Annotated in this window: 14 protein-coding genes; 8 read left to right on the top strand and 6 right to left on the bottom strand. The window is 69.2% G+C overall.

All coding sequences use genetic code 11. The features are described from left to right. Positions 1–2 precede the first annotated feature (2 nt). The 5 genes from cobA to AR539_RS07655 all read left to right on the top strand — a co-directional run bounded on the left by cobA (position 3) and on the right by AR539_RS07655 (position 4,340). Complete coding sequence (cobA, locus tag AR539_RS07675) at positions 3–1,037, top strand: uroporphyrinogen-III C-methyltransferase (protein ID WP_066434390.1); 1,035 nt, start codon at positions 3–5, stop codon at positions 1,035–1,037. A 38-nt stretch (positions 1,038–1,075) separates the two neighbouring features. Then, a complete protein-coding gene (locus tag AR539_RS07670) occupies positions 1,076–2,212 on the top strand; it encodes a uroporphyrinogen-III synthase (protein WP_066436285.1) in 1,137 nt (378 codons plus the stop codon). A 148-nt stretch (positions 2,213–2,360) separates the two neighbouring features. Continuing rightward, positions 2,361–3,230, top strand: a complete 870-nt coding sequence (locus tag AR539_RS07665) for an FAD-dependent oxidoreductase (protein WP_066434388.1) — start codon at positions 2,361–2,363, stop codon at positions 3,228–3,230. A gap of 75 nt (positions 3,231–3,305) precedes the next feature. Beyond that, on the top strand, positions 3,306–4,049 hold the full coding sequence (gene deoC / locus AR539_RS07660) for a deoxyribose-phosphate aldolase (RefSeq protein WP_197410574.1): 744 nt from the start codon (positions 3,306–3,308) through the stop codon (positions 4,047–4,049). A gap of 63 nt (positions 4,050–4,112) precedes the next feature. Continuing rightward, positions 4,113–4,340, top strand: coding sequence for a hypothetical protein (locus AR539_RS07655; RefSeq protein WP_066434386.1), 228 nt, complete (start codon positions 4,113–4,115; stop codon positions 4,338–4,340). An 81-nt stretch (positions 4,341–4,421) separates the two neighbouring features. Here AR539_RS07655 and AR539_RS07650 read toward each other — a convergent pair whose 3' ends face one another. From AR539_RS07650 to AR539_RS07640, 3 genes are all read right to left on the bottom strand, one after another. After that, entirely contained in the window at positions 4,422–5,255 is an 834-nt protein-coding gene (locus AR539_RS07650; protein ID WP_197410573.1) for a metal-dependent hydrolase, read from the bottom strand. Positions 5,256–5,258: 3 nt separating this feature from the next. Continuing rightward, on the bottom strand, positions 5,259–8,936 hold the full coding sequence (gene mfd / locus AR539_RS07645; RefSeq protein WP_066434383.1) for a transcription-repair coupling factor: 3,678 nt from the start codon (positions 8,934–8,936) through the stop codon (positions 5,259–5,261). A gap of 212 nt (positions 8,937–9,148) precedes the next feature. Continuing rightward, positions 9,149–14,191: a peroxidase family protein gene (locus AR539_RS07640; protein ID WP_157360945.1), complete on the bottom strand. Its 5,043-nt coding sequence runs from the start codon at positions 14,189–14,191 to the stop codon at positions 9,149–9,151. 274 nt (positions 14,192–14,465) lie between these two features. On the opposite strand from AR539_RS07640, the gene AR539_RS07635 reads away from it, so the two are divergent. The 3 genes from AR539_RS07635 to AR539_RS07625 are packed head-to-tail and all read left to right on the top strand — an operon-like array spanning position 14,466 to position 16,736. Further along, on the top strand, positions 14,466–15,962 hold the full coding sequence (locus AR539_RS07635; protein WP_157360944.1) for an SDR family oxidoreductase: 1,497 nt from the start codon (positions 14,466–14,468) through the stop codon (positions 15,960–15,962). A gap of 51 nt (positions 15,963–16,013) precedes the next feature. Continuing rightward, positions 16,014–16,511 (top strand): DUF2505 domain-containing protein, encoded by a 498-nt coding sequence (locus tag AR539_RS07630; protein ID WP_066434373.1) that lies wholly within the window; start codon positions 16,014–16,016, stop codon positions 16,509–16,511. Positions 16,512–16,514: 3 nt separating this feature from the next. Further along, positions 16,515–16,736 (top strand): SCO4848 family membrane protein, encoded by a 222-nt coding sequence (locus AR539_RS07625; RefSeq protein WP_066434371.1) that lies wholly within the window; start codon positions 16,515–16,517, stop codon positions 16,734–16,736. A gap of 89 nt (positions 16,737–16,825) precedes the next feature. On the opposite strand, the gene sufU is transcribed toward AR539_RS07625, so the two are convergent. The 3 genes from sufU to AR539_RS07610 form a co-directional block, all read right to left on the bottom strand. After that, the gene (sufU, locus tag AR539_RS07620) at positions 16,826–17,299 is read right to left on the bottom strand and encodes a Fe-S cluster assembly sulfur transfer protein SufU (protein ID WP_066434369.1); all 474 of its coding nucleotides are present in this window, start codon (positions 17,297–17,299) and stop codon (positions 16,826–16,828) included. Between the two features lie 12 nt (positions 17,300–17,311). Beyond that, positions 17,312–18,616: an aminotransferase class V-fold PLP-dependent enzyme gene (locus tag AR539_RS07615; protein ID WP_442854404.1), complete on the bottom strand. Its 1,305-nt coding sequence runs from the start codon at positions 18,614–18,616 to the stop codon at positions 17,312–17,314. Positions 18,617–18,725: 109 nt separating this feature from the next. After that, positions 18,726–21,425, bottom strand: coding sequence for a LuxR C-terminal-related transcriptional regulator (locus tag AR539_RS07610; protein ID WP_066434366.1), 2,700 nt, complete (start codon positions 21,423–21,425; stop codon positions 18,726–18,728). Between the last annotated feature and the right edge of the window lie 22 nt (positions 21,426–21,447).

The raw sequence follows: 21,447 nt of genomic DNA, 5'->3' as shown, positions 1-21,447 counted from the left end.
CCATGCAGATCACCATTGACCTCACCGGCCGCGACGTCCTGGTCACCGGCTCGGACGCCGCCGCCCGGCAGGCCGTCCGCCGCTACCGCGCCGCCGGCGCCGTTGTCTCCCGGCTCAGCAGCCCGGCCGGCGCCCGCCACGACGGGCCGCTGCCCGAGCGCCCGTTCCTGGTCGCCGCCGTCGACGCCGGCCAGCCCGGCTGGGATGCCCTGCTGGGCCGCTGCCGCGACACCGGCATCCCGGTGGCCGTGGAACCCGCCGCCGGGCCCGCCGGGCACGTCACCCTGGTGGGCGGCGGACCGGGAACCCCCGAGCTGCTGACCGTCTCCGCCGTCAAGGCCCTGCGGGACGCCGACGTCGTGTTCTACGACCGGCTGGCCCCGTACCAGGAGCTGCCGTCCCTGACCTCGGCCGAGCTCGTGGATGTGGGCAAGAAGCCCGGCCACCACAAGGTCAGCCAGGCCGGCATCGAGGAGCTGATGGTCGACGCCGCCCTGGCCGGAAAGAACGTGGTGCGGCTCAAGGGCGGCGACCCGTACGTGTTTGGCCGCGGCGGCGAAGAGGTGGCCGCCTGCGTCAAGGCCGGTGTGCCCGTCCGGGTGATCTCCGGTGTCACCAGCGCCATCTCCGTCCCGGCCGCGGCCGGGATCCCTGTCACGCACCGCGAGGTCAGCCACATGTTCACCGTGGTCTCCGGCCACGCGCCGCTGACCGATACGGAACACCGGCACCTGACCGGGCTGGGCGGCACCATCGTGGTGCTGATGGGCATCGGAACCCTGCACCAGCTCGCCGCCGGCCTGCGCCGGGCAGGAATGCGCGCCGACATGCCGATGGCCGTGGTGGAGCGCGGCTACCGCCCCGGACAGCGGACCACCATTGCCGAGCTGGGCACCATCACCACGGCGGCTGCCGACTGCAGCAACCCGGCTGTGCTGGTGATCGGCGACGTCGTCCGGGTGGCGGAGGCCAACCGCGGCTGCGCGGAGGCGGAAGCCGAACTGGACCGCCTGGCCGCGTCCCTGATGGGAGCGTGAGGGCGGTGAGCGCGCTCGACGCGATCGCCCCGGCCGGCCTGGCCGGCACCGGCCCGGCCCCGGATCCGGGCCTGGACACCGCGGAGCTGCCGCTGGAAGGCTTCCGGATCGGTGTGACCTCGCACCGCCGGTCCCAGGACCTGATCGAGGCCCTGGAACGCCGCGGCGCCCAGGTGCTGCACGCCCCGGCCCTGAAGATCGCCCCGGTGCAGGAGGACCTGAACCTGATCGAGGACACCCGCGCCATCATCGCCGCCCGCCCTGACCTGTGCATCGCCACCACCGCCTACGGCATGCGGAGGTGGTGCGAGGCCGCGGACACCTTCGGCATCGGCGAGCAGCTGCTGGACACCCTCGGCGCCACCCGGATGTTCGTCCGCGGGCCGAAAGCCCGCGGCGCCGTCCGCGCCGCCGGGCTGGCCGACGTCGGGATCAGCAGCGACGAGACCACCGCCACGCTGGTGGACATGCTCCTCGCCGAGGGGGTGCGCGGCAAGACCGTCGCGGTGCAGCTGCACGGCTACACCGACGTCCGCCAGCTGGAACGGCTCCGGATGTCCGGGGCCACGGTCCTGACCGTCACCCCGTACCGCTGGGTCAAGCCCGACGGCGCGGACCGGCTGCCGCGGCTGATCGAGGCCGCCTGCAGCGGGAACCTGGACGTGCTGACGTTCACCAGCGCCCCCGCGGTGGACGCGATGTGGAGCACCGCGCACGAGATGGGCCTGTACAAGCAGCTGGTGGAGAGCCTCAAGACCACCGTGGCCACCGCTGTGGTCGGCCCCATCACCGCGCAGCCGCTCGTCGACGCAGGGTTGCAGCCGCTGGTCCCCGACCGGTTCCGGATGGGCGCCCTGATCCGGCTTGTCGTGGAGCACCTTGCCCTCAACCACGTCCGGCGCCTGGACACGGCGTCGGGCCGGGTGGAGCTCCGGGGCCGTTCGCTGCGGATCGACGGCGAGGCCGTGGAACTGGCACCCGCTCCGTTGCTGCTGCTGCGGGCCCTGCTGGGTGCCGGCGGCGCGGTCCTGACCCGTGAGTCGCTGTCCGAACTGCTGGAACTCCGCGGTTCCGTCCATGCCCTGGACATGACGGTCAGCCGGCTGCGCTCGGCCCTGCCGGACGGCAGGCTGGTGGAGACCGTGGTGAAGCGCGGCTACCGGATCCGCGTGTGACCCACGGCATTACTGGCCGGTAAACATTGGCGAACGGCCCGGGAAAATACTGCAACACCCGGGAAACACGCCGGAAAAAACGCCCGCCTACGCTGGTGGCATCAAGCAGTCAGGCCACACCACGGGCCACCAGCGAAAGGGCCTCACCATGTCCGCCACCTCCACCGTTTCCGCCAGCTCCACCGACTCCGCGGCCCGGCCCCGCATCGTTATCGCCGGGGCCGGGCCTGCGGCGCAGGCCCTGGTCCGCCAGCTCACGCGGACGCCTTTCGCGGGCGGCATCACTGTTCTCAGCAACCGGGACGACGCGCCCGCGGAGCTGCTGGAGCTCGCCGCCCTCCCGCAGGTTTCCGTCCGCTTCGGCCAGCCGGCCAGCTACATCGACCCCGACCGCCGCTACGTCACGACGGCGGACGGCCTCGAGTTCAGCTACGACCAGCTGGTCATCGCCACCGGGTCGTCCCCCGCCGGAGCGCCGCTGGCCGGGGAAGGCCGGTGCCTGAACTACGCAACCATCGACGACGCCGCCCGGCTGGGCGAGGCCGTCAAGGAGGTCACCCGGGTCCTGGGCCGCCGCCCGCTGGGCATCCTGGTGGGCACCGGTACGTCCGCAGGCCAGGCCGAAGCCGTGCTCCGGGCCCGCGGCGTCCGCCCCATCCGCACCACCCAGCGGCCGGCCTCGGTGGTTCCCACCCTCGCAGGCTCCCCGCTCCCGGCTGCGGGCGTGGTGTTCGAGGACGGCTCCAGCATGGCCGGAGACCTCGTGGTCCTGGCCGAGGAACCGCTGGCACGGGACGCCCTCGCGGTCAGTGCCGGGCTGGCGACGGCGCGCCAGGGCGGGATTGTCATCGACCGGAACTTCCGCACCTCGGTCCCGGGAATCTGGGCCGTCGGCGACGCCGCCGTGTTCGAGGGCGTGCGCCTGGGACTGCTGGTGGCGGCGTCCTCCGCCGCGTCCGTCTGCGCCTCCCAGGTGCTCCAGGCCGTCATGGCGGAGGACCTCGCCCGGGCCGCCTGAGCCCCGGCGCAGGCCCCGGCCGCAGGTGGGCCGTTATGGCAAGATGGACACCTGAGAAGCCACGAAGGGAACACCATGAGCAACGAAGCCCCCGTCACCGCCGGAAGCGCCACCCCTGCCGCCGGCGGAGCCGCCACCGCCCCGGGCGCCGGAACCATCGCCTCGTACATCGACCACACCCTGCTCAAGCCGGAGGCCAGCGAGGCCGAGGTCCTGAAGGTCTGTGCGGAAGCGGCCGAGTACCGCTTCAAGTCGGTGTGCGTGAACCCGGTGTGGGTCAAGTCGGTCAAGAAGGCCCTCAAGGGTTCGGGTGTCCTGACGTGCTCCGTTGTCGGTTTCCCGCTGGGTGCCACCCCCAGTGACGTCAAGGCGTTTGAGGCCCGCGGCGCCGTGCTGGACGGCGCCGAGGAAGTGGACATGGTGATCAACATCGCCGCGGCCCGTGCCAACGACAAGGGCGCCCTGGTCGATGACATCGCGGCTGTCGCCGAGGCCGTCCACGAGGGCGGCGCGATCCTGAAGGTCATCATCGAGACCGCCCTGCTGGATGATGCCCAGAAGGTGCTGGCCTGCGAGGCCGCGGTGGAAGCCGGCGCCGACTTCGTGAAGACGTCCACTGGCTTCAACGGCGGCGGGGCCACCGTTGACGACGTCGCCCTGATGCGCCGGACAGTGGGCCCTGACCTCGGTGTCAAGGCCTCGGGCGGGGTGCGGTCCCTTGCCGACGCTCAGGCTATGATTGCTGCAGGTGCAACACGAATTGGCGCCAGCTCCGGCATCGCGATCGTCAAGGGTGAACAGGGTTCCTCCGCGTACTGACCGCTATCCGGTAAGAACCGTTGCCGCCACAGTTTTGAGCCCCACGGGGCCGAGGAGGAATGAATGTCCAGCAACACCAACACCAAGACGCCGCAGAACGAGAACAGCCTTGGCTCGAGCATCATCTTGTTCGCCCTGATGATGGTCCTGTTCCTCGCGTCGATCTACTCGCTGGGCTTCCTGACCCTCGGCAACCCCTGGCCGATGGCTGTCTGCCTGGGCCTGTTCGCGCTGGCCTTCTGGATTCCCCAGACCATCACCGGCCGCTCGGACTCCGCCGGCGAAAGCTGACACCACACTCTTAAAGCACTGAAGCCCCGGGAAACCGGGGCTTCAGTGCTTTAAGGAGTACGGACCACACGCTGCACGCGGCTACGCGGCGGCGAGCAGGGCGAACAGGCTGTTGATCAGGCCGGTGCCCAGGGCGACGGCGTCCGGCCAGTGCAGCCTGGCCAGGGCCAGCGCCGCGCCGAACATGCCCACCATCGCGTAGGCGCTGACCGGGATCAGCACAAACCATTCCCGCCGCGACCCCGCCCGGCCGAGCAGCGGGATGGAGAACGCCCCGTTGGCCTTCCAGACGTTCCGGAGCAGCGGCAGCTTGCGCAGCAGTTTCGGCGGTTTGATGACGATGGGCCACAGCAGGGGCACTCCCCCGGTGGTGATCATGTCCCCCACGATGTGCACCAGCACGCCGATCAGCATGGAGACGGGCAGCCAGGTCCACTGGTGCGGCGCGAACCACGTCACCAGACCGGCCATGGTGAGTGCGAAGACCCAGTTGCTGATCCAACCGTATTTGGGGAACAGCTTGAGCGCCTTGGCCGCGATGTTGATCATGAACATGCACAGCAGGCCGGCTCCCACCGACAACAGCCCCCAGTCCGTCTGCAGCTGGAACTGCCCGGCCAGTGCTGCGAGCAGGACGAAGAACGCCGCACCCAGCAGGGAATGCGTGCCCTGCCGGTGCCCGCCGGACACGTTCTCGATGCCGACGGCGATCACATTCGACAGCGGCGGCAGCGACTGCGCCACCGTGCTGGAGCGGTGGTCCCAGTCGCAGACCAGGGCGGTTCCCGCCGTCGCCATTCCGCCGATCACAATTCCGGCCGCGTCCAGCGGATACCAGCCCAGCGTGTACGGCCCCGTCGAGGCGACCGCCACCCACGCCGCGGCTCCCGACGCGGCGTGGTGTCCTCCCATCATGGGTTAGCGTCCCGTCGGCGAGGCTGCCACCGGTTCATCCGTGAAGATGTTGCGGATGACGCCGTTGGCCCATTCCAGGATTTCGGCGTCCTGCAGGTCCCGGCCGCCGATCCGCGCGGTCTTGGGCTTGGGGATCAGCACCGCGTCCAGGGCCGGCTTGGACTGCGACCCGGGGTACATCCTGGTGAGCCGCATGAGCTTGGACTCCGGCAGCTGCGCCGGGGAGAACCGGATGAAGTTGCCCTGCAGGGCCACGTCGGACAGCCCGGCGCTGCGGGCCCCGACGCGGAAGCGGGCGACGTCGATCAGGTTCTTCGCCGGCAGCGGCAGCTCGCCGTAGCGGTCCACCAGTTCAGCAAGCACCTCGTCGATGGCCTCGGTGGTGATGGCGCTGGCGAGCTTGCGGTAGGCCTCCAGCCGCAGCCGTTCGCCCGGCACGTAGTCGTGCGGCAGGTGCGCGTTGACCGGCAGCTCGATCTTCATCTCCGCGGCCTTTTCCTCGGCCTCGCCGCGGAATTCGGACACGGCTTCGCCGACCAGGCGGATGTAGAGGTCGAAGCCGACGCCCTGGATGTGGCCGGACTGCTCGCCGCCGAGCAGGTTGCCGGCGCCGCGGATCTCGAGGTCCTTCATGGCCAGCTGCATGCCGGCGCCGAGTTCGTTGTGGGTGGCCACGGCCTTGAGCCGTTCCAGCGCCACCTCGCCCAGCGGCTTTTCGGACGGGTAGAGGAAGTAGGCGTAGGCGCGTTCACGGCCGCGGCCCACCCGCCCGCGCAGCTGGTGCAGCTGGGAGAGGCCGTACTTGTCCGCGCCGTCCACGATCAGCGTGTTGGCGTTCGAGATGTCCAGGCCGGTCTCGATGATGGTGGTGCAGACCAGGACGTCGAAGCGCTTCTCCCAGAAATCCACGATGATCTGCTCCAGCCGGCTTTCGGACATCTGCCCGTGCGCCACTTCCACCCGGGCCTCCGGGACCAGCTCGCGGATCTTCGCCGCGGTCCGGTCGATCGTGGAGACCCGGTTGTGCACCAGGAACACCTGGCCCTCGCGCATCAGCTCGCGGCGGATCGCGGCGGAGGTCTGCTTGTCCGTGTACGGGCCCACGTATGTCAGGACGGGGTGCCGTTCCTCCGGCGGGGTGGCCAGCGTGGAGGTCTCGCGGATTCCGGTCAGCGACATCTCCAGGGTCCTGGGGATCGGGGTGGCGCTCATGGCCAGGACGTCCACGTTGGTGCGCATCTTCTTCAGCGCTTCCTTGTGCTCGACGCCGAAACGCTGCTCCTCGTCCACGATCACCAGGCCGAGGTCCTTGAACGCGAAGTCCTTGGACAGCAGCCGGTGGGTGCCGATCACCACGTCCACGGAACCGGCCTTGACCCCTTCGGCGGTTTCCTTGGCCTCCTTGGCGGCCTGGAACCGGGACAGCGGCTTGACCACCAGCGGGAAGCCGGAGAACCGTTCGGTGAATGTTTCATAGTGCTGCTGGGCCAGGAGGGTGGTCGGCACCAGCACGGCCACCTGCTTGCCGTCCTGGACCGCCTTGAACGCCGCCCGGACCGCAATTTCGGTCTTGCCGTAGCCGACGTCGCCGGAGATCAGCCGGTCCATCGGGATCTCCCGTTCCATGTCCGCCTTGACCTCGTTGATGGTGGTCAGCTGGTCCGGGGTTTCCACGTACGGGAATGCTTCCTCCAGCTCGCGCTGCCACGGGGTGTCCGGGCCGAAGGCGTATCCGCGGGAGGCCATGCGTGCCGAGTAGAGCCGGATCAGCTCCCCGGCAATTTCCTTGACCGCCTTGCGGGCCTTGGACTTGGTGCTGGCCCAGTCCGCGCCGCCCATTTTGCTCAGCGCCGGGGTGTCGCCGCCGACGTAGCGGGTGACCTGGTCCAGCTGGTCCGTCGGCACAAAGAGCCGGTCGCCGGGGGCGCCGCGCTTGGACGGCGCGTACTCCAGTACGAGGTACTCGCGCACGCCGTCGCCCCCGCCTGCCACCTTCCTCTGAATCAGCTCCACGAACCGGCCGATGCCGTGCTGCTCGTGCACCACGGAGTCCCCCGCCACGAGCTGCAGCGGGTCCACCGCGTTCCGCCGCTTCGACGGCATCCGGCGCATGTCTTTCGTGGAACCGGGCGAGGTGCGGCCCAGCAGGTCAGCCTCGGTCAGCAGGGCGAGCTTCAGCGGCTCGAGGACAAAACCGCGGCCGACGCAGGCGGTGGTGACCTCGATCAGCCCGGCCTGGGGCAGCTCCTCCAGGGCCTCGACCCTGGCGCAGGGGATGTCGTTGTCGTGGAAGAGTTCGGCCAGGCGCTGCGCCGGTCCGGGCCCTTCGGTGGCGACGACGATCCGCCACTGGTCGCGCACGTGGGAGCCGATGAAGTCCATCATTTCGGCCACATCGCCCTGGTAGCCGCGGGGTTCGCGGGCGTGCAGGTTGAGGACGTCGACGTCGGGCAGCAGTTCCTCGTCGGTGGCCAGCGAGCTGATGGACCACCAGGACACCTCGTGGGCGAGGGCCGCCGTCCGGGTCTCCGTGAGCGAACGGAAGCTGGCCGAGTGCAGGGCCTCCGTGGCCTGCGCCGTCAGATCAAGGGGCGCGGCGCCGCCGTCGGAGGCCGTGGACCACGCCGCTTCCAGGAATTCCTCGTTGGTGGCGGCGAGGTCGTGGGCGCGGGTGCGGACCTTCTCGGGTTCGATCACCACCGCCATGGAGCCCGCCGGGAACTGGTCCAGGAACGGCACCATGGCGTCCACCAGCACCGGGGCCAGGGACTCCATGCCTTCCACCGCGATGCCGCCGGCGATTTTCTCAAGCATGTCCGCGGCGGCCGGCAGCTGGGATTTCAGCGTCGCGGCGCGGGACATCACCGACGGCGTGATGAGGATTTCCCGGCACGGCGGGGCGTGGAGTTCGGTGGGATGGTGCACGCCGGGCGCGGTCAACGAGCGCTGGTCCGCGACGGCGAACCAGCGCATCTGGTCCACCTCGTCACCGAAGAACTCCACCCGGATGGGGTGGTCCTCGGTGGGCGGGAAAACATCCAGCATGCCGCCGCGGACGGCGAACTCACCGCGCCGGGTGACCATGTCCACGCGGGCGTAGGCGGCGGCGGCCAGGTTCCGGACCACGTCGCTGAACGGGATCTCCTGGCCCACCTTCAGGGTCACGGGGACCAGTTCGCCCAGTCCGGCCACAATCGGCTGCACCACGGCGCGGACCGGGGCCACCACAACGCGCAGGGCGCCGGCGGTGGACGTTTCGGGGTGCGCCAGCCGGCGCAGCACGGACAGGCGCCGGCCCACCGTGTCCGAACGCGGTGAGAGCCGTTCGTGCGGGAGCGTTTCCCAGCTGGGGAACTCGGCGACGGCGTCGCTCGGCAGGAAGGCCCGCAGCGCAGCCGACAGGTCTTCGGCTTCCCTGCCGGTGGCAGTGATGGCCAGGACCACGGGCGCGGGGGCGCCGGTGCCGTCCGTGTCTTCCACCGACTGCGGTGCCCAAGACTGCGTCAGACCTTCCGCCATCTCCGCCAGCAGGGCCGGGCGCAGCCCGGCCGGGGCGCTGATCTGGTAGTCCTCGCTCCGGGCCGCGAAGCCCCGGGAGGCTTCGGCCTTGACGCGGGCGTAGTTCCGGTCCTCGGCCAGGGCCCGGCGCAGGCCGGTGAGTGAGGGTCCGTTGAGGCTCATAGCTGTGGCTCCTGAAGGGATCACGGGGGTGCAGGCAACACGAATAGCCGAAATTCGTGAGAATCCCGGGTACCCCAAGCCTACCGCGCAGCCCGTGACGGGCCGGACGCGGAAGGTCCCCCGCATCGTGAGCGATGCGGGGGACCTTCCTTCCTGCCTGCCGTGTCTGTACCCAGGACCGCCACCGGGTTGTCCGGCGGAGGTCCGGCGGGTTACAGGATCGCGGTCATGGGGCTCCAGCCTCCGCCGAGGTCGATGCGGGTGAACCAGTCACCGGCACCGTCGTTCGGGTAGAGCCACAGCTGGCCGCTGGTGTCCCGGGCGATGACGTCGGGCTTCCCGTCGCCGTCCATGTCGCCCGGAGCGGTGATGGCGTTCAGCGTGTTCCAGCCGCCGCCGAGGCTTTCCCGGGTGAACCATTCGTTCTGCCCGTTGCCCGGGTAGAGCCACAGTTCGCCGCTGGAATCGCGGGCGATCAGGTCCACCTTGCCGTCGGCGTCGAAGTCGCCGGGGGCCACGATGGAGCTCATGATGTTCCAGCCTGCGCCCAGGTCAACGCGGGTGAACCAGTCACCGGCACCGTTGTTCGGGTAGAGCCAGAGGCGTCCGCTGCTGTCCCGGGCGATCAGGTCCGCCCGGCCGTCGGCGTTGAAGTCACCCGGGGCAACGATGGAGGTCATCACGTTCCAGCCGCCGCCCAGGCTCTGCCGCTGTAGCCAGTCGCCGGTCCCGGTGCCCCGGTAGAGCCAGAGCTCCCCGTTGGTGTCCCGGGCGATCACGTCCGCGTCGCCGTCGCCGTTGAAATCGCCGGCGCTGACGATCGACGTCATCACGTTCCAGCCGCCGCCGAGGTTGATCCGGGTGAACCAGTCACCCGTCCCCGTGCCCGGGTACAGCCACAGCTGGCCGGACCCGTCCCGGGCGATCACATCGGTGTTGCCGTCACCGTTGAAGTCGTTCAGCCGCATCGACGTCGCAGGCACGGCCGGCGCGGCCGGGGTGACCTCATTCGATGCCGCGGACCGCGGGCTGGTTCCTCCGGCGTTGACTGCCTCAACCTGGAAGTTGTAGGCGGTGCCGTTGGTCAGGCCCACCACCACCAGCGACGTTTCCGTTGCCGCGACGCCTTCAATGGTGTTGACCACCGTGTTGCCGTTGCGGACCAGGATGTTGAGCGTGTCGGCACCCTCAGGTGCTGCGAAGCTCACCGTTGCCGTCGTGTTGCCGCCAACCGCAGTCGGGGCAGCCGGGGCAGCGGGCGCAACCACAGCATCCGGGACAACATTGATGGTCTGGTCCAGGAACCGCAGCCGTTCGACGTTGGTGATCCGGTCCGTGCCATCTGTTGCCCGGCCGCCGACGTGGGTCACGGTGGTGACGCCGTTGACGGTGCTGATGTCGTATTCGTCGAGGTTTCCGGAGAAGGCCGCCGTGTCGACGTCGGCCTCGCCCGGGCTGGAGAGGATCTCCCGGACGATCTTCACATTGCCGGGATCGATGGTGCCGGCCATGATGTCGGCCTGGAGCTCGGTCAGCGAAGTGGCCGTCCGGGTCTCGGCGCCGTTGCCGTCGAGAACACTGAGCCTGACGTTGAGCCACTTGTCGCCGTCGATGATGTCATCGGCGCCGTTGCCCCAGATCTCGTCGCTGCCGGAGCCGCCGATGATGATGTTGCCGGCCCCGAAGGTGGCGGCACCCGGAGGCAGCAGGTCCGCCAGCCCCCTGATCCGTGCGATGCCCGCCGCGTCGAGTTCGTTGGTCAGGCCCTCGACGTTGACTTCGTTGTTCGGCTGCGACGGAACCAGGTCGTCGCCGTAGAGCACGTCATCCTTGTCCCAGCCGGAAAGGGCCTCAACCAGGAGGAAGCGGTCCTTGAGGGCGTTGGGGCCGTCGACGATGATCATCCGCATGTCCGAGTTGGCGGCTTCCACCGAACGGGCGTGCGTGACCCAGTCGAAGCCGAAGACGCCGTGGTTGCGTTCGATGCCGGGGCCGGCGACCATAATGTCGTCGCCGCCTTCGGCGTCGTAGTCGTCTTCGCCGGAGTCGCCGATCAGGACGTCATGGCCCGGGGCGTTGATGTCGTCGAAGAACGGTGCGCCGCTGTCGCCCTGGAGCAGGTCGTTGGAGTTGCCGCCTTCCTGCCAGTCATCGCCGCCGCCGCCGAACACGGTGTCCGGACCGTCTCCGGAGAGGACCAGGTCGTTGCCTTCACCGGCGAACGTTTCGTTGCCGTTGAGGCCGCCGTTGGAGAAGTCGTCGCCCTCACCGGACATCACGATGTCCAAACCGGGTCCGGCGTCGATCGCATCGTTGCCGGGTCCGCCCTTGAGCACGTCGTCGCCGTGCGAGTCCGTGACGCGGTCCCGTCCCTCGCCGCCGAGGACGACGTCGGCGCCATCATTGCCTTCGATGATGTCGTCGCCGTTGTTGCCCCAGACGGTGTCGTTGTCGATGCCGCCCCAGATCCGGTCTGCCGCGTCGTCGCGTCCGTTGTAGGTGGACTGGGCGTTGAGCCCGGGCCGGTCGACGCTGTTGGTGACGCGGTACCGGATGGTGCCGTCCGCCATCCGCATCAGCAGCGCGGATTCATCACAGGCCGAGGCCGGGTCGTCCGCCACCGAGTTGCCGGTGGTTCCGGTGATGTTGGCCATCTCGAACTCGCAGTCAGCGACGCCGAAGACGTCAGCCTTGAGGGCCGATGCGTCGGTGTTGCGCATGATGAGCTCGGAGAGGGAGTTGCCTTCCAGCTGGGTCCGCAGGTTCAGGCCCGAGGTGCGGGAAAGGTAGTACAGGCGGTCCCCGTCCTGCAGGTCCGTCATCTGGCGCTCGAAGATGTAGTTGAACGTCGAGCCCAGCAGGCCGCCGAAGAGGTTCTGGTACTCGGCGAGACCGCCGACCCAGAGGTCCACGCTGCCCAGGCCGGTGGACCCGTCAGCCCAGGCGCCCGTGCTGTTGACGAACTCGAACGAGTCGGCCGGAGTCAGGGCATCCGCGGTGTCCATATCGAACAGCCGCTGGGCGGCCGCCCGCTTGTCCGCGATCGACGTTGCTGCCGTGATGGTCGGGTGGGTGCCGTAGGCAGCCATGAAGTTCACCACGGAATCCGGGTGCTTGAGGTTCTGGCCAAAATCCACCCAGCTGGTGTACGGCTTCAGCGAGGACTCGCCGGTGCTCGCGTACAGCTGGGCACGGAAGTTGTTCAGGGACGGGACGCCGGTGTCCCTGCCGCGGGCCAGGTTCAGCGAGGCAAGGTCCAGGGGCAGGCCCAGGACGTTGTTCCGCAGGGTGTCGGTGACGAACTCGTCGAGTTCGGCGCCCACCTGGTCCGTCATGCCCATGGCGATCGCTCCGGCGGCCTGCTTCGGGGAAAGCGTGCCGGCCGTGCTGGAGTAGTACGCCGTGGGGTTGAGGAAGGCATCCAGCAGCGGCATGCCGATGTCGGCGCCGGAGTTGGTTTTACGGTCAATCGTCTCCGTCAGCATGGAGTGCCCGAACCGGTACGTGGCGTGGGCGAACTCCGCCATGATGGAGGGGTCGATGCCGGTATCCGACTGGGTGAACACGTTGAACGGGTTGATGCCCGGCTGGATCTTGCGGGCAAAATCCTCGAAGACGATGTGCTGGTATTCCATCTCCGTGACGTAGCGGGCAGCCTGGAACAGGCGTTCGCCGTTCCACTGCCCGTTCGGGAGCTTCCACTCACTGACGTCGATGTTCTGCGTGGTGATGAGGTCCTGCATGTAGGTGACCAGCCGGTTGTGCTCCGAGTGGAACACCTGGTGGATCGCCGTCAGGCCGATGTTCTCATTCACGCGTCCGTCGCCGGCAACGAAGTGCGCCGCCAGCTGCTCGTCGTCGTAGGTGCCGGGATTGGCCAGCGGTACGGTGACCGGATTGAGGTCGGAGTCGCCGTCAGCTGCCAGCGGCAGGCCTGTCTGGGAGTTGAACGGCGCCGCGTTGTGCGCGATGTCGTCCAGGAACGCGATGCCGATGCGCTCGACGTTGGCCGGCGGCGCAACCGGCGCCGACAGGTTGCCTTCGACCCGGCCGGTGGCGGTCTCGTACTGCGGGAGCCCGTTGGGACCGCGCAGGAACCGGCCATACTGGTCAGTGGCGATCTTGGGGACGTCGGCCACATCGACATCCGACAGCTCCAGGCCGAGGAGTTCCCGGGCCTGCTCCTTGATATGCCCCCACGTGGCCATGCCGCCCGGTTCGCCTTCAATCAGCTCGCCCGTGGTGACCGGATCGCCGTTCTCGTTGAGGACGTATTCCCGTAGGAACACCTGGTGCGAGGGATGGGACGCGTAGGTCTGGCTCTGGTCCACCCACGGCGAGTCGGTGTTGGTGGCGTCCTGGATGTCGTCGGCGGTGCCGAGCACCCCGTCCGGCCCGGCCTGGTTTTCGGCCCGGTTCAGCAGCATGAAGTTGGTGCGGCCGCCCGGAACGTACAGCGGATCGTCCTCGGCCAGCGGCATCATGACGTAGTTCTTGGTCTTCTTGGTGAAGTCCACGCCGTGGTCGAAGAACTGCCCGAACAGCGCGAACATGCCGTTGTAGGGCGGAGAGAGGCCGAAGTCGGTGGTCACGTTGGGGATGTCCAGGGTGGCACCTTCGGGCACACAGTTCTCCGGCAGGCCCGCCCCATCGCAAGGCACCGCCGTCGGGCTGTCATTGACCGTGCGGTGGGCCTGGCCCGCAGCGGCCACGGCCGCGGGGTTGGTCGCCGTCTGGTCCACAATCACGTTGCTGATAAAGCGGGGATTGCTGTCAGTGACGTTGGAGTTCACCGACTGGTAGCTCTGCCCGCCGGTCGACGTGCGCCACTCGGGATCCGAGAGGCGCGGCATCGCCCGGCTCGCGGCACCAAAGTGGCCCTGGCCTTCCACCAGGTTGTTCTCCGTGCCGTCCACGGTGCGGAGGCCGTAGGGCAGCAGCGGGTTGGCGATCTGGTTGGGGCCGGAGCCCATCAGGGGCTGGCCCGGGACGTCGTTGCCCTGGGCGTCTTCCTTGGTGGCGTGGTTTTCAGCGATTTTGATCTGCTTCAGGATGAACCGGATATCGCCTGCATTGAGGGTGAAACCTTGACCGGTCGGGGCGGCCGAGACCGCCGGCGCCAGCACGGACGGGACAACCCCGGCACTGAGGATGAGGGCAAGGGCACCGGCCGCGACTTTGCGCGTGACACCCGGCGCCTTCCCTCGAACCGGAAGGCTGCCATCCCTCCTTCTGGTCTTGCGATGTTTCGCCATGATGTATTCCTCCATCGAGTCGCACCGGCTCCCCCCTGAATGTGGTCGCTCGGCTCACTGGATGGCCACAGCATTCTCCTGATGCCTTTGGAAATTCTTGGGACTCGTGCGCCGGCAGGTGCGGAGGATGGTAGAGAGAGGCTTGTTACTGGGTGTGCATGCTGAGACGGGGTGGCAACGGGAGTGACGGGCGCGGCCTGCCCGGCCGGACGGTCCGCGCCCCGGCATTGCTAAGCTTGCTGTCCAGGCTGTCCCACCCCTTCGAGGAGACTCCATGAACGGCAACCCACGTACGGTGCTCGTCACCGGCGCCACCGGCTACATCGGAGGACGGCTGGTCCCCCGGCTGCTGGAGGCGGGGCACACGGTCAAGGTACTGGTCCGGACCCCGGCCAAAATCGCAGGGGTGCCGTGGCTGTCCGACGTCGAGGTCGTCCAGAGCAGCCTCGACGACGGCGATGCCCTGAAGGCGGCGCTGGAGGGCGTCGACGTGCTCTACTACCTGGTCCACTCCATGGCGGCCGGCTCGGGCTTCGAAGCCAAGGAAAAGGCGATGGCCGAGACGGCGGCGCGGGCAGCAACCGCGGCCGGTGTGGACCGGATCGTCTACCTGGGCGGGCTGCACCCGTCCAACGCCGAACTCTCCACCCACATGAGGTCCCGCGAGGCCGTGGGCAAGGTCTTCCTCGACAGCCCGGTCGATGCCATTGTCTTCCAGGCCGGTGTGGTGATCGGCTCCGGGTCGGCGTCGTTCGAGATGATCCGGCACCTGTCCGAGACGCTGCCCCTGATGCCGGCCCCGAGCTGGGTGCGCAACAAGATCGAGGCAATCGCGGTGCGCGACGTGCTCCACTACCTGGTGGGGGCCGCCGGGCTGGAGGGACCGATCAACCGCACCTTCGACATCGGCTGCCGCCAGGTCCTCACCTACGCAGGCATGATGCAGGAGTATGCCGCGGAGGCCGGGCTGCCTTACCGTGTGGTGCTGGCACTGCCCATCCCGGCGCCCAAGCTTGCCGGAATGTGGGTCGCGCTGACCACGCCGATTCCGCTGTCGATGTCGCTGCCGCTGGTGGAGTCGCTCCAGCACGACGCGGTCACGCAGGAGCACGACATCGACGCGTACATTCCCCCGCCCGAAGGCGGGCTCACCCCGTACCGCCGGGCCGTGGCCCTGGCCCTGGGCAAGGAACGCGACGGCCAGGTGGCAACCACGTGGGCCAGCGCGGGCGCCGACGCCGATCCGCTTCCCTCCGACCCGGAGTGGGCCGGCCACCGCGTGTACCTGGATGAGCGCAGCTTCTCCAGCGACGTGGACCCCAAACACGTCTGGACCATCATCGAAGGGATCGGCGGGCAGAACGGCTGGTACTCCATGCCGCTGGCCTGGCAGGTCCGCGGCTGGCTGGACAAGCTCACCGGCGGCGCCGGGCTGCTGCGCGGCCGCCGGCACCCGCACCTGCTGGCCGAAGGCGAAGTGGTGGACTGGTGGCGGGCCGAGCGGATCGAGCGCGGCCGCCTGCTGCGGCTGCGCGCCGAGATGCGGGCGCCGGGCCGGGCCTGGCTGGAACTGTCGGTGGAGCCGGAGGGTACCGGCAGCCTCTACCGGCAGCGGGCCATCTTCTTCCCGAAGGGCCTCAGCGGGAAGCTGTACTGGCTGGCGGTGCTGCCGTTCCACAGCCTGATCTTCCCTGCCATGTCGCGGAACATCACGGCGGCGGCGAAAGCGCTCCAGGAGCAGGAATCGGAGCCCGCCGGGCACACCCCGTAAGATGTTTGGAGCCCGAAACGACCAGTTCCACCCCACGGAGGACCCCCAACCATGGCTTTGAGCGCATCCACCAACCTTCCGCACAGCGTTGACCGCGTCACCGCAGTTTTTGTCAACGAAGACTTCCTGCGCCACACGAGCGAACTCGTGGGCGGCACTCTGGAGTCCTTCGCCGTCGACGGCGACACGGCCGGTGCCTTCAGCACCACCACGGTGCGGACCATCCCCACCAACCGGATGCCGGACCTGGCCCGCAAGTTCGTCGGCGAAAGCCTCAAGGTCACCCAGCTTGAGAACTGGGACGCTCCCGCCGCTGACGGGTCCCGGCTGAGCAACATCACGCTGAAGGTCGCCGGCGCCCCGCTGGACGTCAGCGCCGTCCAGCGCCTTGTGGCCGACGGCGGCGGCACCCGGATCGAGCTGGAAGGCACCGTCACGTCCTCCGTGCCGTTCCTGGGCGGCAAGATCGCCGACGCGGCCGAGCCGATGGTGGGCAAGGCCCTGAACATCCAGTCCACGCAGGCCCAGGCCTGGCTCGAAAGCCACTAGCACATGGAGCTGCCGGCCTTCCTGGCCGTAGTCCTGATCGTGGCCGGAGTCTGGTCCCTGGTGGTCTGGCCGCAGTTCCTGCGCCGGGTCCTCAAGGATCCGCGGGCCCGTGACGCCAACGGCAAAGCCACCCGCTTCCTCACCGTCCACGTCGTCCTGGTCAGCATCTCGATGCTGCTCGGTGCGGCGACGGCGGCCATCGGGATCGCCGGCCTGCTGGGTTAGGCGAAAACAGAGTGCCCCTGAGCGCGTTCCGCGCTCAGGGGCACTCTGTTTTTAGACGATCAGCTGCCAGACGATCAGCTGCCGGACGGTCAGCTGCTGGGAGTCTGGCTGCCCGCCAGGGCCTGGGACAAGGCGTCCTCGGCTGCCACCCACGAAATCATGGCGCATTTGACCCGGGCGGCGTATTTCGAGACGCCTTCGAAGGCCGAGGCGTCGCCGAGTATTTCGGGATCGGCGGCAACTTTTCCCCGCGACCGCAGCACGTCGCGGAAATTGTCGATCACGCTGCTCAGTTCGCTGGCATCCATGCCTTCGGCCATCTCGGCCAGCACCGAGGCCGAGGCCATGGAGATGGAGCAGCCTTCCCCGTCCCAGCGCAGCTGCGCGACCTTTCCGCCGGAGACCGCCACCCGGACCGTGATCTCGTCCCCGCAGACGGGATTCAGCTGGTGGGACTGCCCCGTGGACGTCCCCGCCGGCACCGGCGCCTCCGCCAGGCCGCTGCCGGTCCGCAGTTTTGCGTGCTCCAGGATGATCTGCTGGTACAGCTGTTCGAGGCTCATGTCTGCTGGTCCTTAGGCTCCAAAGTAGGGGCGGACCTCAGCGACGGCCGCGAGGAACGCGTCCACGTCGGAGGTCGTGTTGTAAAGATAGGTACTGGCACGGGTGGTGGCGGTCAGGCCCAGCCGGCGGTGCAGCGGCTGCGCGCAGTGGTGGCCGACGCGGACCGCGATTCCCTTGCTGTCCAGGAACTGTCCGACGTCGTGCGCGTGCACGCCGGCGACGTCGAAGGACGCCAGGCCGATCCGCTCCTGCCCCGGCGCGGGGCCGAGGACGCGGATGCCGGGAATGGATGCCAGGCCTTCGACAAGGCGCTGCCCGAGGAAGGATTCCCAGGCGTGGATGCGGCCCATTCCCGTCTCGGTGAGGTAGTTGGCGGCGGCGGCGAGTGCGATGGCCTGCGAGACTTTCTGCGTGCCCGCCTCGAAGCGCTGCGGGGCCGGCAGGAAGGCGGCACGCTCCATGGTCACCGTGGTGATCATCGATCCCCCGGTGAGGAACGGCGGCAGCGCGTTCAACAGTTCGGACCGGCCGTACAGCACCCCGATGCCGGTCGGCCCCAGCATTTTGTGGCCCGAGAGGACGGCGAAGTCGACGCCGAGGTCCTGCACATCCAGCGGCAGGTGGGGCGCCGACTGGCATGCGTCCAGCACTGTCAGGGCACCGGCGTCGCGGGCCATCGCCACGAGCGTCTTGACCGGGTTAATGGTGCCGAGGACGTTGGAGGCGTGGCTGAAGGCGAGCACCCGGGTGGCCGGGTTGATGATGCCGGCGGCGGCGTCGAGGTCCAGCTGGCCTGCGTCGTCGACGGGGATGAACCGCAGGGTGGCCCCGGTCCGCTCCGCCAGCTGCTGCCACGGGATGAGGTTGGCGTGGTGTTCCATCTCGGTGACCACGATCTCGTCGCCGGCTCCGAGGGCGAACCGTGCCGCCGCCGCGCCGGCGCCGGGCAGGGACGAGTTCAGGAAGGCGTAGCTGAGCAGGTTCAGGCCCTCCGTGGCGTTGGAGGTCCAGATGATTTCATCGGCCCCCGCGCCCAGGAACGCGGCAAGAATCTCGCGGGCGTCCTCGAAGGAGTCCGTGGCTTCCACCGCCAGCAGGTGGGCGCCCCGGTGAACGGCGGCGTTCCGCTGCTCGTAGAATTCCTGCTCCGCCTCAATGACGCTCAGCGGGTTCTGGGACGTGGCGCCGGAATCCAGGTAGACCAGCGGCTGCCCGCCCACAGTCCGCGAGAGGACAGGAAAGTCGTTGCGGATCCGCAGCACCTCGTCGTCGGTCAGGGCGGGCGCGGACAGCGCCTGGGACTCTGACGTGGGCACAAAAACCACGCTGGCCTCCTCGGATCGGGTCAAATGGACTGGTATCCATCATCCCACGGAACGGCACGCCGCATTCTGCCGCCCGCGCTGCGGGCCGGCAGCGCCAGGTTCAGGGCCGGCGGGAATCGCCGCCCGTGTCGATCAGATCGACCCTCCGGCTGACACCCAGCTTGGCGAAGACCCGGTAGAGGTGCCCTTCCACGGTCCGCTGGGACACGCAGAGCTTGCTGGCGATCTCCGCGTTTGTGGCCCCGCTTGACACCAGGTCCAGGATCTCCGTTTCCCTGGCCGTCAGTTCCGCGTCCTGCTCCGGACGGACCAGGTCGATGTGGGCGGCCATTCCGGCGGCGGTCATCCGGTTCTGGATCTTGCGCTGGACGGCCAGCAGTTTCCGCTTGTCCGTGGTTTCGGCCAGGCACCGCTCCGCCTGCTGCGCCGCTTCCAGGGCCAGCAGCACGTAGCCGCCGCGCAGCGCCTTGTCGCTGATCCGGACGAGTTCGACGTCGTCGGCGTTCAGGACCGCGAGCGCGTAGTCGTGCAGCATCCCGGCCTCCCGCCCCTCGACTGCGAGGCTGCTGGCGGCCAGGCCGTCCGCCGCTCCGGTATCCCCCCGGCGCACGGCAAGCCGCCTGATGTCGGTTTCAATGCCGCGCAGCCCCTGCCGCTTGGCTTCCGCGGCAAGGCCCGCCAGCCTCCTGCTGGCCTCGCCGGCCCCGCCGGGCGCTCCGCCCGCCGCGGTGGAGTACGCCTCGGCCAGCAACGGAAGGGTTCCGGGCCCGCGGTACCTGGACCGCCGGAACGCGGCCGTGTGCTCTTCGGCCTCCCGGGTGTGGCCCACCACTGACGCTGCGTACGCGGCCACGGCATGAGCGAAGGGCAGCAGCTCCCAGGGATCGGCGATGGTCAGTTCCTCGACGCCGAGGACGAGCTCGGCGGTGCCCTCGGGCATGCGCCCCTGCCGGACACGGGCGAGGCCGCGCATCAGGTGCAGGATGCCGCCGCTGAGCAGCAGCCTCGACGGGTAGTGGGCCTCATACTCGTCGAGGGCCGCGGCGAGCGCCTCCCACTCCCCCGCCCAGTTCAGGCTCAGGCTGTAGCGCACCAGGAGGTCCTCGTAGACCAGCGGCAGCGCCAGGCCCGGGCTTTGCGCCTCGTGCCAGGCTTCCCGCGCCAGCCCCAGCCCCTCTGCAGTCCTGCCCTTGGCGCAGAGCAGTTCGGCGAGCAGCGACTCCGCCGGGATCTTGAGATCGGGCCGGCCGCCGGCGGCCGCCACCAGCTGGCTGAGCCCGCCCTCCCGGTCCGCGGCGGCGCCGGCCAACTTGCTTCCGGGGAGGCCTGCGGCGGCGGCTACCGGGCCCGCGTCCAGCCACGACGGTCCGGTGACGCCGCCCATCGGGGGGCCGCCGTTACCGCTGGGCCGCAGGGCCGCATCCGGCGCGGCGGTTAGCAGGTCCCCCGGCGAGGCGGCGGGTCCGGCACGGTCCGCCGTCGCCGGCGGCTGCCCGCGGAGGCGGGCTGACAGCAGAGCCGCCAGGTAGCTGGCGCCATGGTCCGGAAGGGGGTGGGCCAGCTGGAGGAACTTCATGGACTGGCCGGCGTCGCCCAGCAGGTACCGCGCGTAGGCCATCTGCAGCCGCGCCGCCGGAATCATCGCGGCGTCCGATACGGCCTCCGCCGCCCTGAGTGCGGCGTGCGCGTCGAGCGCGACGTTGGCGGCGTTGGCGGCTGCCAGGAGCTGCTCCGCCGAAACGGGCGCGCCGCAGTCCAGGGCCCAGCGGACTCGGTTGAGGAAGGCTTCCGGATGCACGGACGTTCCCGGAGGCAGCGACACGAAACTCGCCCGCAGCCCGGCGCTCCTGCCGGCCGGAACCCACCGGCGGATGATCTCGCCGATAAGCGGGCTCGCGGGGCGGACCGTGCGGTCGGCACCCCGGGAGACGGTGATGATGCCCGCCCGCTCCAGGGTGTCCACCGCCTTGGGCCCGCCAAAGCCCAGCAGTTGGCCCAGGGGCAGCGGACCCGCCAGCGACACGATCGCGGCGGCAGTCCGTTCCTCGGGCGACATCGACCGCAGTTCGTGGCCGATCAGGTCGGCGACCGGGACGTCGGACAAGCCGGGACGGAAGAGGAGGTACCACACGCCATGACGCAGTCCCAGTGCACCGGTGGTGCGGGCGTGGTCGATCAGGGACAGCAGCATAAAGGGATTTCCGGCGGAAGCGTCGGCCAGCACCGCGGAGGCCCAGGGCGACACATCGGCGCGGAGGACCTGTTCACAGAGCTGGTGCACCTCGGAGCGGGTCAGCGGCTCCAGATCGAACTTTGCCAGGATCCCGTCGTCCCAGAGGGCCAGGAATTCTTCCGGGATCAGCAGGCCCGGCCTGCAGGTGGCCAGGACGCTCGCGGACCCGGTAGCCACAGCCTGTGCAACCAGCTGCGTCGTCCCGCGGTCCAGGAACTGGGCATCGTCGATCACGAACAGCGGTTTGGTGGGCTGGGCTTTGATGCTGTCTGTCACGGCCTTCACCACCGCAGCGAAGGAGTCCAAATCGCGGGCGGGGAGCTGCCCGAGGTACGGCGAGAGCGCGCCGAAGGGCACGGCCGAGAGGGCGGGTGTCGCCGTGAGCTTAATCATGGCGGCATTGGGCTGGAGTTCGCGGATGACAGCCCGGGAGACTGCGGTCTTTCCGGTGCCGGGGTTGCCCACGATCAGGGCACCGGAGGTCCCTCCCTCGCGCAGGCACTTAAGGATGTCCTTCACGACGCCGGACCGGCCGACCAGTGTGGCGGACTCAGTCAGGCTTTCCACCCGCGGACCTCCCTGCGGCGCG

The sequence above is a fragment of the Arthrobacter sp. EPSL27 genome, assembly GCF_001512305.1.
GTDB lineage: Bacteria > Actinomycetota > Actinomycetes > Actinomycetales > Micrococcaceae > Arthrobacter.
This window is presented reverse-complemented; position numbering and strand designations above follow the sequence as displayed.